This window comes from Bacteroides graminisolvens DSM 19988 = JCM 15093 (assembly GCF_000428125.1).
Lineage (GTDB): Bacteria > Bacteroidota > Bacteroidia > Bacteroidales > Bacteroidaceae > Bacteroides > Bacteroides graminisolvens.
The window spans coordinates 353,675-368,834 of sequence record NZ_ATZI01000001.1; the positions used below are offsets into that span (position 1 = coordinate 353,675).

Consider the following 15,160-nt stretch of genomic DNA (forward strand, 5'->3'; position numbering starts at 1 on the left):
TATATGAAGGAGTTTTTTCAGTTAATGAAACGTTTCGTTTCACCTTATAAGAGATATATAGGTTGGGCAGTTTTTTTAAATTTGCTTTCGGCTATATTCAATATTTTCTCTTTTACCTTGTTGATTCCTATTTTGCAGATTCTTTTCAAGATGGATAATAAGGTATATGAATTTATACCTTGGGATGCGGCAGTTGGACTAAAAGAGATCGCAATTAATAACTTTTATTACTACGTTACTAATCTGATCATTGAGAATGGTCCTTCACTTACCTTGTTTTATCTAGGTTTGTTTCTGGCGTTTATGACGATGTTGAAAACGTCTTGTTACTTTGCATCATCAGCTGTAATGATTCCCTTGCGTACTGGTGTAGTGCGTGATATTCGTATTTTGGTGTATTCAAAAGTAATGAGTTTGCCGTTAGGTTTCTTCTCGGAAGAGCGCAAAGGTGATATCATGGCTCGAATGAGCGGTGACGTAGGCGAGGTGGAAAACTCTATAACGAGTTCCCTCGATATGCTTATCAAAAATCCGATATTAATTTTGATGTATTTTGGTACACTGGTGGTTACGAGCTGGCAATTGACTCTTTTTACCCTGATTGTATTACCTGCGATGGGATGGATCATGGGAACAGTTGGCAAAAAGTTAAAAAGACAATCTCTTGAGGCACAAGCAAAGTGGAGTGATACGATGTCGCAATTAGAAGAAACCTTAGGTGGACTTCGTATTATTAAGGCATTTGTGGCAGAAAAAAAGATGACAGATCGCTTCACCAAATGCAGTAATGAGTTCCGTGATGCTATTAATAAAGTGGCTATGAGGCAAGCTCTGGCTCACCCGATGAGTGAATTGCTGGGTACAATATTGATTGTTATGGTTCTTTGGTTTGGAGGCTCATTAATTTTGAGCCAAAATTCTCCTATCGATGCTCCGGCTTTTATCTTTTACATGGTTATTTTATATAGTGTTATTAATCCTCTGAAAGATTTTGCAAAGGCGGGCTATAATATTCCCAAAGGACTTGCTTCTATGGAGAGGGTAGATAAAATCTTGAAAGCCGAGAATAAGATATTGGAGCCCATTCACCCAAAACCACTGAATGAGTTGAAAGAACAGATTGAGTTCAAGGAGGTTTCTTTTAGTTATGACAATAATAGAGAGGTGCTTAAAAAGGTGAACCTGACTATACCCAAAGGGAAAACAGTTGCTTTGGTTGGACAATCGGGCTCCGGGAAATCGACTTTGGTTGATCTGTTACCACGTTATCACGATGTGCAAGAAGGATGTGTTACAATTGATAGTGTTGATATTAAAGATGTGCGGATTGGTGATTTACGAGGATTGATAGGTAATGTTAATCAAGAGGCTATTTTATTTAATGATACTTTCTTTAATAATATTGCTTTTGGTGTGGAGCATGCAACAATGGAACAGGTTATTGAAGCGGCGAAGATTGCTAATGCGCATGATTTTATTATGGAAAAAGAAGACGGATACAATACTAATATAGGCGATAGAGGAAGCAAACTTTCGGGAGGACAGCGTCAACGCATCAGTATTGCCCGAGCTATTTTGAAAAATCCGCCTATATTAATTCTCGATGAAGCCACCTCTGCGCTCGATACGGAGTCTGAACGTTTGGTTCAGGAAGCACTGGAAAGGTTGATGAAAACCAGAACGACTATTGCAATTGCTCACCGTCTTTCAACCATTAAGAATGCTGATGAAATCTGCGTGGTTTATGAAGGTGAAATTGTAGAACGTGGTAAGCACGAAGAGCTTTTGGCATTGGACGGATATTATAAAAAGCTAAACGATATGCAAAGTCTGTAAACGGGTTTTTTATTTCCTTCCGAAATCAGCAGGTATTTCTCCCCATTCTTTGGTTTCCCATTTTAGGATAGGGGTGGAATACTTGTTTTCTTTGAGCCATTTTTCGGCGCGTTCTATGAGCTCAAAAAGATACTCAGTTTCTGATGTGCGTGGCAGTTTTGTTTTGCACTTTTTTTGTTTCACCCAACTAATGGCATTGGCACTGTCACTGTACAGAGGCATATTGTATCCTTTTTGTTTAATTAATGCTAGTCCGTGCACAATGGCTAAAAACTCACCAATGTTATTGGTTCCTTTTAGCGGTCCAAAATGAAAGACTTCTTGTCGGCTTGCAATGTGAACGCCTCTGTATTCCATAGGACCAGGGTTGCCACTACAGGCTGCGTCAACTGCAAGGGCATTATCGTTAACGGCTTCAGGCAAAGATGCTGATCTTGTTGCTGCTAACTTCTTCTTTTGTCCTATATAGGCGTAAGGTGATGAGCCCAAGGCGCGTTCGGCTTCCTCCAAGGAGTCGAATGATTTGTATTTTGCCCCCTCATATCCTTTCGTATGAAGCTGGCACTCATTCCACGTTTTGTAGATACCCGGTGTGCCACCGCTCCAAACTACATAATATTTTTGTTTGCCCATGTGAATTCGGTAGTTGATTATAGCTTTATTTGTATACAAAGGAACGAAAAAAATGAGATAAACAATTTAACCCCGATGCAAATCTTCTTTGTGAGAAAGAATTCGTTATGTGAAAAGATAACTCTTCACATGAAATTGACTTGTGATTATAGGGACCCTGATATTTCTCTGAATATGTTGGCTGCTTCACTTTGCACTAACCGCACCACACTGTCTTGCGCTTTGCATGAATTGGGATATGTGAGCTTTAGCGCTTATATTAATTCATTACGTATTGAAGAGTTTATTCAACGGGTTCGTAGCAAAGAGTCTACAAATTATCAGGATATTTTTTACGATGTTGGTTTTCGTTCGCGCGCTACTGCTCTTAGAAATTTTAAACAATACACAGGAAAAACTCCGTCGGAATATTTCTCCAATTAATATCGGACGAGATTTGCTACTTTAGGTTATAAAAGTATATTTGGGGGTTGAACAAACCCTGTTTCGAGTTGTTTTTAAAAGAGAATAAAAAGACTGTAAAACCTAAATAAAGATATTATGAGTAGATCTTTCGAAGAGGCGTTGATAAACAGAAGAAGTTATTACGCCATTAAAAACGAAACTCCAATTTCTGATTTGGAGATCGAGCACATTGTACATACAGCTGTAAAACATGTTCCATCAGCGTTTAATTCGCAGTCGGCCCGATTGGTACTACTGCTGGGAGATAACCATAGAAAGTTGTGGGGTATAGTGAAGGATACTTTGAAGAAGATGCTTTCAAGCGAGGCATATGCTCAGTCTGAAGCTAAAATTGATGGTTGTTTTTCATGTGGTTATGGTACTGTTTTGTTTTTTGAGGACGATTCTGTTGTAAAAGGTCTGCAGGATGCTTTCCCCGCTTATGCTACTAACTTCCCGGTGTGGTCCATGCATACTTCTGCAATGCATCAACTTGCAGTGTGGACGATGTTGGAAGATGCCGGTTTAGGCGCTTCGTTGCAACACTATAACCCTATTATTGATGAAGAAGTTGCGGCTACTTGGCATCTTCCGGCTTCTTGGAAACTTGTAGCTCAAATGCCGTTTGGATCTCCCGCGGGTGAACCAGGTCCAAAAGAATTTCAAACCTTGGAGACTCGGGTAAAAGTCTTTAAATAATAAGATAATACGGATCATCGTGTTGCTGATTGAGCAGTCTTTTTGCCAAGTTTGTTAGCTTTTACTGTTCGTTTTATATAAGGATGTATTCAAATTGATTACCTTTGCAACAAACTTAATGTAGTGCAACATGATGATCCGTATTTTTTTAATTGGCTATATGGGAGCCGGTAAAACAACTTTAGGCAAAGCATTCGCAAAGAAATATAATCTTTCTTTTGTTGATTTAGATTGGTATATTGAAGAGCGCTTTCATAAAACAGTGCAAGAACTTTTTGCCGAAAGAGGTGAAGATGGTTTTCGCGAGCTGGAGCGTAACATGTTGCATGAAGTTGCCGACTTCGAAAATGTCATTATTTCAACTGGAGGAGGAGCACCTTGTTTTTTTGATAATATGGATTTCATGAATAAATCCGGAATTACTGTTTTTCTTAATGTAAAAGCTGAAATTCTTTTTCAACGTTTACGGGTAGCTAAACAACAACGCCCCATACTAAAAGGTAAGAGTGATGATGAATTGTCTTCCTTTATTGTATCAGCCCTTCAGAATCGTGCTTCTTTTTACAATCAGGCGCAATATATATTCAATGCGGATGAATTGGAAGATTATCATCAGATAGAAAACTCTGTGATCCACTTGAGTAAGCTCATTGGTTTGGAATAAATATTTTTATAGATCGTATTTGAATTGCATTTTTATTAGTAGATGTCTGCTTAATACTGCTATAATAGTGCATTTCCCTTTCTTAATTAGCGTAAAAATGCAAAAAACGAAAGGTATTTGATTGAATACTATATATTTATCCGTATTTTTGCCCCATTATTCATAAATAACGACTGATAAATAGAAAATGAGAAAATGGCGTATTGAAGATTCTGAGGAACTCTATAACATTACTGGTTGGGGTACTTCGTACTTTGGTATTAATTCGAAAGGACATGTTGTTGTAACACCTCGTAAAGACGGGGTGGGTGTTGATTTGAAAGAATTGATTGACGAGTTGCAGTTGAGAGATGTTGCTTTGCCCATGTTGATACGTTTTCCTGATATTTTGGACAATCGTATTGAGAAAACGGCTCGTTGCTTCCAACAGGCTTCTGAAGAGTATGGTTATAAAGCGCAAAACTTTATAATTTATCCGATTAAAGTGAATCAAATGCGTCCTGTAGTTGAAGAGATTATCAGTCACGGTAAAAAGTTCAATTTGGGACTAGAGGCAGGTTCTAAACCTGAGTTACATGCGGTAATAGCTGTAAATACAGATTCTGATTCCCTTATTATATGTAACGGTTACAAAGATGAGAGTTACATTGAGCTTGCACTGCTTGCTCAGAAAATGGGCAAACGAATTTTTTTAGTCGTTGAAAAACTTAACGAACTTCGTCTGATAGCAAAAATGGCGAAGCAGTTGAATGTTTTACCTAATATTGGTATACGCATAAAGTTGGCTTCTTCCGGAAGTGGAAAATGGGAAGAATCGGGTGGAGATGCAAGTAAATTTGGATTAACTTCCAGTGAATTATTGGAGGCACTCGATTTTATGGAAAAAAAAGAGATGAAAGACTGCTTGAAGTTGATTCATTTTCATATAGGTAGTCAGGTTACTAAAATCCGTCGTATTAAAACTGCATTGAGAGAGGCTTCTCAGTTTTATGTGCAGCTTCATGCTATGGGATTTAATGTGGAGTTTGTTGATATTGGTGGTGGACTAGGCGTTGACTATGACGGAACAAGGTCGTCAAGTAGTGAAAGTAGTGTGAATTATTCTATTCAGGAATATGTAAACGATTCAATCTCTACTTTGGTTGATGCAAGTGATAAGAATGGTATCCCTCACCCAAATATTATAACAGAAAGTGGAAGGGCGTTAACCGCTCATCATTCAGTTCTTATCTTTGAGGTACTTGAAACGACTTCACTTCCTGATTGGGATGAAGATGAAGAGATCACTGACAAAGATCATGAATTGGTTCAAGAATTATACAGTATATGGAATGCATTGAACCAAAATAAAATGCTTGAGGCATGGCACGATGCGCAACAGATCAGAGAAGAAGCACTTGACTTATTCAGTCACGGCATTGTTGATCTTAAGACTCGTGCACAAATTGAGAGATTATATTGGTCAATCACACGTGAAATTCACCAAATAGCTTCGGGGCTGAAACATGCTCCTGATGAATTTAGGGGACTGTCTAAATTGTTGGCTGATAAATACTTCTGTAACTTCTCGCTTTTTCAGTCGTTACCAGATTCATGGGCAATAGATCAGATATTTCCTATTATGCCTATTCATAGACTGGATGAACGGCCTGACAGGGCAGCTACTCTTCAAGATATAACTTGTGATTCGGATGGCAAGATTGCCAATTTTATCTCAACTAAAAATGTGTCGCATTACTTGCCGGTTCATAGCTTAAAATCTAAGGATCCTTATTATATGGGTGTCTTTTTAGTTGGAGCTTATCAAGAAATTCTGGGCGATATGCATAACTTGTTTGGTGACACCAATGCAGTGCACGTTTCGGTAAGCGATAAAGGATATAATATTGAGCAGATTATTGATGGTGAAACAGTAGCTGAGGTATTGGATTATGTACAGTATAGCCCTAAAAAATTAGTGCGTACACTGGAAACATGGGTCACTAAATCTGTGAAAGAAGGTAGAATTACAGTAGAAGAAGGAAAAGAGTTCTTGTCGAATTATCGCTCCGGGCTGTATGGATACACTTATCTTGAATAATTAAAAGACAAATAAATAATCTAAAGACGCATCACATGCGTTTTGTAACTTTATAAAACTATTATGAAGATGCAGAACGCATGTTTTTGCTTTTAATGACCTGAAAAAATGAAAAAAAAACTCACCGTGATCAAAGTGGGAGGCAAAGTGGTTGAAGAGGAAAGCTCGCTTAATGCCTTATTGAATGATTTTACAAAATTAGAAGGGTGCAAAGTATTGGTCCATGGAGGCGGACGATCAGCGACAAAAATAGCTTCTCAATTGGGCATTGAAAGTCAAATGGTGAATGGCCGGCGAATTACCGATGTTGAAACTTTAAAAGTGGTGACAATGGTGTATGGCGGTTTGGTAAACAAGACTATTGTAGCAGGTTTGCAAGCCAGAGGTGTTAATGCATTGGGGCTAACTGGAGCAGATATGGATTTGATCAGATCGGTGAAGCGTCCTGTCAAAGACATTGATTATGGATATGTGGGCGATGTCGAGAAGGTGGATGCGGTATCTCTAACAGAGCTACTTCGGAGTGAAGTTGTGCCTGTGATGGCGCCCCTTACGCATGATGGTAATGGGAATATGTTGAATACAAATGCTGATACCATTGCAGGAGAAGTTGCTAAAGCTCTTTCATCTGTTTTCGATGTGACTCTTATCTATTGCTTTGAGAAGAAGGGTGTTTTACGTGATGAAAATGATGATGATAGTGTAATTTCCTCTATTAATAGAGATGAGTTTAAGCAATATGTGTCAGAAGGAGTTATTCAAGGGGGAATGATTCCTAAGCTGGAGAATGCTTTTGGTGCCATTGATGCAGGTGTTTCTCAAGTTGTAATTACCTTAGCATCAGCCATTAATGAATCTGATGGAACTCGAATTAAAAAATAATTCGAAAAAAAGTAGAGAGGAGTGTAACTTTTCAATTATGAACCCGTCATTATTATAGAGATGCAAGAAATAAGCTTCCGTAACGACATATTGCCATTGAAAGATAAACTCTTTCGGTTGGCGCTCCGGATAACTCTGGATAGAGCCGAAGCGGAAGATGTTGTGCAGGATACGATGATTCGGGTTTGGAATAAGCGTGAAGAGTGGTCTCAGTTTGAATCAATTGAAGCTTACTGTTTGGTCATTGCTCGGAATTTGGCGATTGATCGCAGTCAGAAGAAAGAGGCCCAGCATGTGGAACTGACTTCGGAAATGGAAGAAGCGAATGATGAATTAGGACCGTATGATCAATTGGTTATACAAGAGCGAATGGCAATAATTCATCGTCTTATAAATGAACTTCCTGAGAAACAACGTCTTATTATGCAACTTAGAGATATTGAAGGAGAATCATACAAAGAAATTGCAGATGTTTTGCATTTAACAGAGGAACAAGTTAAAGTAAACCTCTTTAGAGCAAGACAAAAAGTAAAACAAAGATATACGGAGATTGAAGGATATGGATTATAAGTATATAGAACAGCTTTTGGAGCAATATTGGCGTTGCGACACCTCTTTGATAGAGGAAGAACAACTGCGCTCGTTCTTTATGATGCATAAGGATATACCGGCACATTTGCTCAAGTATAGAGATCTTTTTGTATATCAACAATTGCAACAGGAAGTTGGTTTGAGTACAGATTTTGATGCAAGGGTTCTTGCTGAAGTTGAAAAGCCTGTGGTTAGGGCTCGGAAGCTTACTCTGATAGGTCGTTTTATGCCTGTTCTTAAAGCTGCGGCTGTGATTGCGGTGATGGTGTCTTTGGGAAATGTAGCCCAGCATACTTTCTTTGGAAATGACCAGTTAGATTATAATTATGAAACATATCAGGATACATATGACGATCCGGAAGTTGCTTATAAAGAAGTTTCCTCTGCATTGATGATGCTATCCGAAGGGATTAATAAATCTCAAGAACAACATTTGGCTGATAGTGTAGATGCTAAAGTTGAGATGATTAAAGAATGAAACGATTTATATTAATAAATACCTTATCGCTATTAGCGATGTTTGTTTCGGCTCAAGATTTTGCCAGTAGATTTTTGGCAGCACACAAATCGGATACTAATCTCTCTTGTGTGACAATTAGCCCCAAAATGATGGAGGAGATTTTGAAGAATGATGAGCAGAAAGACGAAGATGTATTGCAGATTATTGCTAATCTCAAAAGTATGCAAATGCTTTCTTCCAAGGTGAAAGGTAAATATTACTATGATGATGCATTGAAGGTAATGCATAAGAATTCAAATAGATTTGAGCCGTTTCTTTCTTTTAGTGACAAATCTGAAAATTGTCAGATTATGATCAGAAAGAAAAACGATGCAATAATAGAATTGGTAATGCTTATTCATGAAAATACTCACTTTACAGTGATAAATTTTACGGGGACAATGAGTTCTGAATTTATCTCTAAGTTGGCAGGTTCTATGAAACAAAAGCATTCTTAAAGATGTAACATTTTCATTTGCTTTAAATATAGTTAGTGTGCTTTATTAAAACAATTCGAAACTGTGAAGTTTCACCCCTCTCTAATTTTTGTAAATAACTAACTAAATAAAAAGAAGGTTACAGCGAGAGGCTGTAATCTTCTTTTTATTTTAGGAGGTATTCTCACGAACCCCTCCTTTACACTATTGACAACCTGTATGTTTCCAGGTTTATTTAAGAGAGTAGTTATTGTTATAGTTTCCTGAGTCCTTTTCTTGAGAATTCAATGTTCTTAGGATTACCCCGATAACTTACTGTACCGCTACCGCTAACTCCACCGCTCAAACTCTGTGTTGCAAAGCATGTTATGTCACCAGATCCGCTAATCTTTGCGTGCACTGTATTTACCATTAATTTATTAGCTTCAATATCTCCTGAACCTGAGATGCCATAATTTGCAGTTTTTGCTTTACCTTCAAGTGTGATATCTCCTGATCCGGTTATCTTACTTTCTACATGATTGGCTACAATATGGTCTAACTCAATGTCTCCTGAACCATTAATTGATAAATCAAGGTTGGCGCAATATATCTGCTTTCCTTCAATGTCTCCCGATCCTGATATGGATAGTTTGAAATCTTTGTTCGTATTTTTAATACCATTTGCCAAAACAATGTCACCCGACCCTTGAATTGATGTGCTTTCCAGACTGGGACTACTTACCCTAATCTCGAGCTTGTCACAATTTAAGAGACTTATATTGTCGCGGAATTTAATCATTAAAGTATTATTGACCACTTTGATTTCAATTAAGTCAATAACGTTATCGGGGGCATAAATTAGCACTTTGGGTGAACCCGATATTTGTTTGTAGATAACGTCCGGACTACCTGATAGTTTGATATGTTCGAATTGCTCTGTTTTTATCTCTCTGGTTATGTAATTCTTGTTCCCAATAACTTTCTTTGCTTGTAGGCAAGCAGTTGCTGCTAACAGAATGACTGCACATATTGTACCTTGTATTATCCCTTTTTTCATGATAATTATTTATTTAGTTTATTGCATTAATTGATCCAATTCCTCCTTTGCTTAGATTCTTGTGCTCAGGGTTCCCTTTGTAATTAATTCCACCTATGCCCTTAACAGAAGCATTTAATTTATTAGCAGCGAAGCATGAAATGCTACCAATACCCATTGATGAGGCTTCTACGTTTTGAGCTTTGAGCTCATCAGCTTCAATGTTACCTACACCTTTTGAACGCAATGTTACTGTTTGGGCTGTTCCTTCTATTTCGACATCTCCAACGCCCAATGAATTGATGTTCACTGATTCGCAAACTAAGTTTTTTATTTTAATGTTACCGACCCCCTTACTTTCTACTTCAAGTGACTGGGTTCTTAATCCGCTGTCAACGTATATATCACCTACTCCTTTAAAGTAGATAGCATGTAGGTCAGGCGTTTTTATTTGTATCTTAAGTTTTCCGGAGTTATTGATCTTCTTGTTTTTTTTCGTAGTAAGATAAAGCGTGCCGTTTTCAACATACACTTTTATAAGCGGAACGATGTTATCTGAGCCATATATCTCCAGAGATGTACTACTATCGGCCGACTGTACATAATGGATGCTTGCTACGGTTGAAGCATCTATTTTATTGAAATCGCCAATATTATAGCTGCGGGTAATGTAATGCTTGCTGGGCCTGATGCCATCTTCCCAAATGGTACAACTGCTAATCAACAAGGTGATAGTGACGGCTGATAAAATTAATTTGATTGAGGCTTTCATTTTTTCTAAGTTTTTTAGATGTTTTATTATTAGACGCAACAGACTTCCTAAAAGTTGCAAGACATGAATTATTTTTTTTAAGATGTAAGTGCAAACTTTTATTTAATTGCTGATTTGGTTTGCGATTAAACAAAAAAAGAATTTATTTTGTATGCTATGTTTTTTGTTAAAAGCATAAAGATGCTGATATTTGATCGACGGTCTTCCCATATAGGGAACTTGGTTTTAAAAACCGAAATTTATATTAACGATTAACGGATACCCGTACATAAAAGAATTATCATTGGATAAAGTTATTGAAGATAAAGAGTTGGGACGTCTAGTTGTTCATGTAAATGCGCGGGCCAGGCGTCTTATTTTTCGTACGAAGAATAATGAAATTGTTATATCCGTACCTCCCCATACTTCAACAAAAGAAGTAGCAGCTGCCATTGAACAGTTGCGTCCTAAGCTAATAGTGGCAAAAAATAAGTTAGTGCGTACTCGTATTGATTTGAGTTATAATCTAGATACGCCCTTTTTTAAGCTGTCGTTAATACACGGAAATCGTGATCGGTTTCTGGCACATTCAGAATTGGGTCAGATGAAAATAATATGTCCTTCTAACGCTGATTTTCAAGATGATAAATTACAAACTTGGCTTCGAAAAGTAATTGAGGAAGCTCTTCGTCGCAATGCAAAAATCATTCTGCCACCAAGACTTTATATGTTAGCCCAAAAATATGGTTTTACCTATGAAAGTGTTAAAATCAACTCCAGCAAAGGACGGTGGGGTAGTTGTTCGGCCAAACGAGGGATAAATCTTTCTTATTTTTTAGTCCTTTTGCCTCAACATCTGATAGATTATGTGTTATTACATGAACTTTGTCATACTCGTGAAATGAACCATGGCGAAAAGTTTTGGTCGATACTTAACAGTGTAACTAGCGGGCAGGCGCACGAATTACGTGAAGAACTACGAAAGTACAAAACGGATATTTAGCGCAAATACATTGTTATTGAGGTAGCAATTTAATGCCATCAACATCTTTTTCAAAACGGTAAGTACCTCCTTTTTCACTGAGGTCGAATGTTGAAACACTTTCTGTTGCGTTGTTAACAATCATTAGTGCACTTTGGTCTGCAAAACGTGCCGTTCCAATTGTGATAGGTTCTTCTTTAACTTGCTTGTTAATGATTAGACTATCGTTTACAAACAGAGAAAGAGAGTCGCCAGCAAACCCCTTAACCAATACGAATGTGTACGTCTCCATGAATGTACGCTCGTTTTTTTTGTCTTGTTGTAACTTCATGCTCATGTACACAAAGATTACAACTACGATGATAACGGCAAATGCTAAAATGCCATTGCCTACCATAAATTGTTTGTTGGTATTAAGATGTTTGGTCATGAAACGATACTTTATTATTTCTATTTTGAGGTAAAGATAATAATTCTCTGTTAATTGATTTAGTAATTTGTGCGAAATAACTATTTTTGTGGATAATGATTAAATATGAAAGCAGATGATAAAAAGACTTTTGTTAACCTTGCTGTTTTTTGTTTTTGTTGATGCTTATGCTCAGCAGACTTTGTGGGGAGATAAACCGATTGTTTCTCCTGAAATTCACTCTGATAATACTGTAACCTTTCGCATGAGAGCTCCTAAAGCTGTCAGAGTACAGATTACCGGAGATTTTCTACCTATGCAGCATTCTGAATCAGCATATGGAAAGTATGATGTTCCCGGAATAGCAGATTTGAAAGAAGGAAAAGAAGGTGTTTGGGAATATACCACCCCACTTCCTTTACTGCCAGAACTTTACAATTATTCATTTATTGTTGATGGATTGAAAACTACAGATCCAGCTAATGTCTATTTGATTCGTGATGTAGCTACAGTTTTCAATGTGTTTATTGTAGGAGGCGCAAGAGCTGATTTGTATAAAGTTAATTCTGTAAACCATGGGACCGTGTCACGCCGTTGGTATTGGAGTCCTTCTCTGAAAATGAATAGACGGTTGGCTGTTTATACCCCGGCAGGTTATGAAGAAAGCAATAAGAGATATCCGGTATTCTATTTGCTTCACGGTATGGGAGGTGATGAAGAAGCTTGGCTGGCATTAGGTAGAGCTAGTCAGATACTTGACAATCTCATTGCAGCGGGTAAAGCTAAACCCATGATCGTTGTTATGACGAATGGTAACGTGTCTCAAGAAGCAGCTCCCGGTGAGTCTTCTTTGGGTTATATTGTGCCTACCATGCAATTACCTAAAACGATGGATGGATCAATGGAAGAAAGTTTCCCTGATGTCGTTAATTTTATCGATGCTACTTACCGGACTGTAAAACGTAAGTCAGGTAGAGCCATTGCAGGTTTATCGATGGGAGGTTTTCATTCATTGCATATTTCAAAACAATATCCTGATATGTTTGATTATGTAGGGCTTTTCTCGGCAGCAATAATGCCTGATAAGCAGGTTAAGTCTTCGGTTTATGACAATACGGAGAATAAATTGAAGATGCAATTCAATAAGAATCCAAAGCTTTATTGGATTGCAATTGGTAAAACAGATTTTCTTTATAAAGCAAACGAAGAATACCGAAAAATGCTTAATGAAAAAGGGTTTAAATATACATACTATGAAACAGATGAAGGGCATATCTGGAGAAATTGGCGGATCTATCTGACCGAATTTGTTCCGATGCTATTTCATTAAATGAGTGGCTTGTTTGTTGTATCTTACTTTTTTTTGCTAATATTTTGTAATCGAACGGATTATTTGTATCTTTGCGCTCGAAACGGATGAAAGGTGGAGGGGCGATTAGGCTCCTTTTTTTGTTCTCATATAATTATTCCATGATAGAAAAAAGAACTGTATGTCAGATTGTTGAAGAGTGGCTTGAAGGAAAAGACTACTTTTTGGTAGAGGTGACGGTTAGTCCGGATGACAAGATTGTGGTAGAGATTGACCACGCAGAAGGTGTCTGGATAGAAGATTGTGTTGATTTAAGCAGGTTCATTGAATCCAAGCTTAATCGAGAGGAAGAAGATTATGAACTAGAAGTTGGTTCAGCAGGTATCGGTCAACCTTTTAAGGTTTTGCAACAGTACCGTATTCACATCGGGTGTGATGTTGAGGTTCTTACCAAAGAAGGGCGAAAACTTATTGGGGTTCTTAAGGATGCTGACGAAGATAAGTTTGTTGTTAGCGTACAAAAGAAGAAAAAGGTTGAGGGAAGTAAACGTCCGAAAGTGGAAGAAGAAGATGAAGCTTTCGCCTATGATCAGATAAAATACACTAAATACTTAATTAGTTTTAAATAATTATGGCCAAGAAAGAGGAAACAATCAGTTTGATTGATACATTTTCGGAATTTAAAGAGCTGAAAAATATCGATAGAACAACTATGGTAAGCGTACTGGAAGAGTCTTTCCGTAGTGTTATTTCGAAAATGTTTGGCACCGACGAGAATTATGACGTAATTGTAAATCCTGATAAAGGAGACTTTGAAATATGGCGTAACCGTGAGGTGGTAGCTGATGAGGATTTAACAAACCCCAATATGCAGATATCTATTTCTGAAGCGAGAAAAATAGATGCTTCTTATGAAGTAGGAGAAGAGGTTACGGATGAGGTCATTTTCGCGAAATTTGGTCGTCGTGCTATCCTAAATCTTCGCCAGACATTAGCTTCAAAGATTCTGGAGCTTGAAAAAGATAGTCTTTACAACAAGTACATTGACCAAGTGGGTACTATTGTAAATGCAGAGGTTTATCAAATATGGAAGAAAGAAATTCTGTTGCTTGATGACGAAGGCAATGAATTACTACTTCCTAAAACAGAGCAAATACCCAGCGACTTCTATCGTAAGGGGGAAACAGCACGTGCTGTTGTTGCCCGTGTTGATAATAAAAACAACAATCCTAAAATTATTCTTTCACGTACGTCTCCAATATTCCTTCAACGTTTGTTTGAAATGGAAGTACCTGAAATTAATGATGGATTGATTACCATAAAGAAGATAGCCCGTATTCCGGGCGAGCGTGCTAAGATAGCGGTTGAGTCTTATGATGACAGAATTGACCCGGTTGGCGCTTGTGTGGGTGTGAAAGGTAGTCGTATCCATGGTATTGTACGTGAATTGAGAAATGAGAACATTGATGTTATCAATTATACTTCTAATGTTTCATTGTTTATTCAGCGCTCTTTAAGCCCGGCAAAGATTTCTTCAATCAAACTGAATGAAGAAGAACGCAGGGCTGAGGTCTTCCTGAAACCGGAAGAAGTGTCGCTGGCTATTGGAAAAGGCGGTTTGAATATCAAACTGGCCAGTATGTTAACCGAGTACACTATTGATGTATTCCGTGAATTAGATGAAACCGCACAGGACGAAGATATCTATCTGGATGAATTCAGTGATGAAATAGACGGATGGGTAATCAATGCAATTAAGAGCATTGGAATTGATACGGCAAAAGCAGTACTAAGTGCTCCTCGTGAGATGTTGATTGAAAAAACGGATTTGGAAGAAGAGACAGTGGACGAGGTGTTGCGTATTTTGAAATCGGAGTTTGAAGAGGGATAAAGACGGTTCGTAGTTTTTATATCACTTCACGCTTT

Annotated in this window: 17 protein-coding genes; 13 read left to right on the plus strand and 4 right to left on the minus strand. The window is 37.7% G+C overall.

Features of this window, described 5'->3' with window-relative positions:
• Positions 1-3 precede the first annotated feature (3 nt).
• Entirely contained in the window at positions 4-1,836 is a 1,833-nt protein-coding gene (locus tag C511_RS0101425; protein ID WP_024995423.1) for an ABC transporter ATP-binding protein, read from the plus strand.
• Positions 1,837-1,845: 9 nt separating this feature from the next.
• On the opposite strand, the gene C511_RS0101430 is transcribed toward C511_RS0101425, so the two are convergent.
• Positions 1,846-2,469, minus strand: coding sequence for a ribonuclease H1 domain-containing protein (locus tag C511_RS0101430; protein ID WP_024995422.1), 624 nt, complete (start codon positions 2,467-2,469; stop codon positions 1,846-1,848).
• Between the two features lie 129 nt (positions 2,470-2,598).
• Here C511_RS0101430 and C511_RS0101435 point away from each other — a divergent pair, with 129 nt between their 5' ends.
• From C511_RS0101435 to C511_RS0101470, 8 genes are all read left to right on the plus strand, one after another.
• On the plus strand, positions 2,599-2,892 hold the full coding sequence (locus tag C511_RS0101435) for a helix-turn-helix domain-containing protein (protein WP_226992419.1): 294 nt from the start codon (positions 2,599-2,601) through the stop codon (positions 2,890-2,892).
• 117 nt (positions 2,893-3,009) lie between these two features.
• Positions 3,010-3,612 (plus strand): nitroreductase family protein, encoded by a 603-nt coding sequence (locus C511_RS0101440; RefSeq protein WP_024995420.1) that lies wholly within the window; start codon positions 3,010-3,012, stop codon positions 3,610-3,612.
• 133 nt (positions 3,613-3,745) lie between these two features.
• Positions 3,746-4,276, plus strand: a complete 531-nt coding sequence (locus C511_RS0101445; RefSeq protein ID WP_024995419.1) for a shikimate kinase — start codon at positions 3,746-3,748, stop codon at positions 4,274-4,276.
• 187 nt (positions 4,277-4,463) lie between these two features.
• Positions 4,464-6,356 (plus strand): biosynthetic arginine decarboxylase, encoded by a 1,893-nt coding sequence (speA, locus tag C511_RS0101450; protein WP_024995418.1) that lies wholly within the window; start codon positions 4,464-4,466, stop codon positions 6,354-6,356.
• A 108-nt stretch (positions 6,357-6,464) separates the two neighbouring features.
• Positions 6,465-7,238, plus strand: coding sequence for an acetylglutamate kinase (gene argB / locus C511_RS0101455; protein WP_024995417.1), 774 nt, complete (start codon positions 6,465-6,467; stop codon positions 7,236-7,238).
• Positions 7,239-7,298: 60 nt separating this feature from the next.
• Positions 7,299-7,808 carry an RNA polymerase sigma factor gene (locus C511_RS0101460; protein WP_024995416.1) on the plus strand — a complete coding sequence of 170 codons (510 nt, stop codon included), beginning with the start codon at positions 7,299-7,301 and terminating at the stop codon, positions 7,806-7,808.
• On the plus strand, positions 7,798-8,307 hold the full coding sequence (locus tag C511_RS0101465; protein ID WP_024995415.1) for a hypothetical protein: 510 nt from the start codon (positions 7,798-7,800) through the stop codon (positions 8,305-8,307). The genes C511_RS0101460 and C511_RS0101465 overlap by 11 nt, the downstream gene beginning before the upstream one ends.
• Positions 8,304-8,786 (plus strand): DUF4252 domain-containing protein, encoded by a 483-nt coding sequence (locus C511_RS0101470; RefSeq protein WP_024995414.1) that lies wholly within the window; start codon positions 8,304-8,306, stop codon positions 8,784-8,786. The genes C511_RS0101465 and C511_RS0101470 overlap by 4 nt, the downstream gene beginning before the upstream one ends.
• Positions 8,787-9,018: 232 nt before the next feature.
• On the opposite strand, the gene C511_RS0101475 is transcribed toward C511_RS0101470, so the two are convergent.
• A complete protein-coding gene (locus tag C511_RS0101475; RefSeq protein WP_024995413.1) occupies positions 9,019-9,804 on the minus strand; it encodes a head GIN domain-containing protein in 786 nt (261 codons plus the stop codon).
• Between the two features lie 13 nt (positions 9,805-9,817).
• A complete protein-coding gene (locus tag C511_RS0101480) occupies positions 9,818-10,555 on the minus strand; it encodes a head GIN domain-containing protein (protein WP_024995412.1) in 738 nt (245 codons plus the stop codon).
• Between the two features lie 283 nt (positions 10,556-10,838).
• Here C511_RS0101480 and C511_RS0101485 point away from each other — a divergent pair, with 283 nt between their 5' ends.
• The gene (locus tag C511_RS0101485; protein WP_024995411.1) at positions 10,839-11,537 is read left to right on the plus strand and encodes a YgjP family zinc-dependent metalloprotease; all 699 of its coding nucleotides are present in this window, start codon (positions 10,839-10,841) and stop codon (positions 11,535-11,537) included.
• 13 nt (positions 11,538-11,550) lie between these two features.
• Here the strand turns inward: C511_RS0101485 and C511_RS0101490 are convergent, their stop codons facing one another.
• Positions 11,551-11,946, minus strand: a complete 396-nt coding sequence (locus C511_RS0101490; RefSeq protein WP_024995410.1) for a hypothetical protein — start codon at positions 11,944-11,946, stop codon at positions 11,551-11,553.
• Positions 11,947-12,061: 115 nt separating this feature from the next.
• On the opposite strand from C511_RS0101490, the gene C511_RS0101495 reads away from it, so the two are divergent.
• The 3 genes from C511_RS0101495 to nusA all read left to right on the plus strand — a co-directional run bounded on the left by C511_RS0101495 (position 12,062) and on the right by nusA (position 15,125).
• Entirely contained in the window at positions 12,062-13,255 is a 1,194-nt protein-coding gene (locus C511_RS0101495; protein ID WP_394356816.1) for an esterase, read from the plus strand.
• Between the two features lie 140 nt (positions 13,256-13,395).
• The gene (gene rimP / locus C511_RS0101500; protein WP_024995408.1) at positions 13,396-13,863 is read left to right on the plus strand and encodes a ribosome assembly cofactor RimP; all 468 of its coding nucleotides are present in this window, start codon (positions 13,396-13,398) and stop codon (positions 13,861-13,863) included.
• 2 nt (positions 13,864-13,865) lie between these two features.
• Entirely contained in the window at positions 13,866-15,125 is a 1,260-nt protein-coding gene (nusA, locus tag C511_RS0101505) for a transcription termination factor NusA (RefSeq protein WP_024995407.1), read from the plus strand.
• Positions 15,126-15,160: the final 35 nt, after the last annotated feature.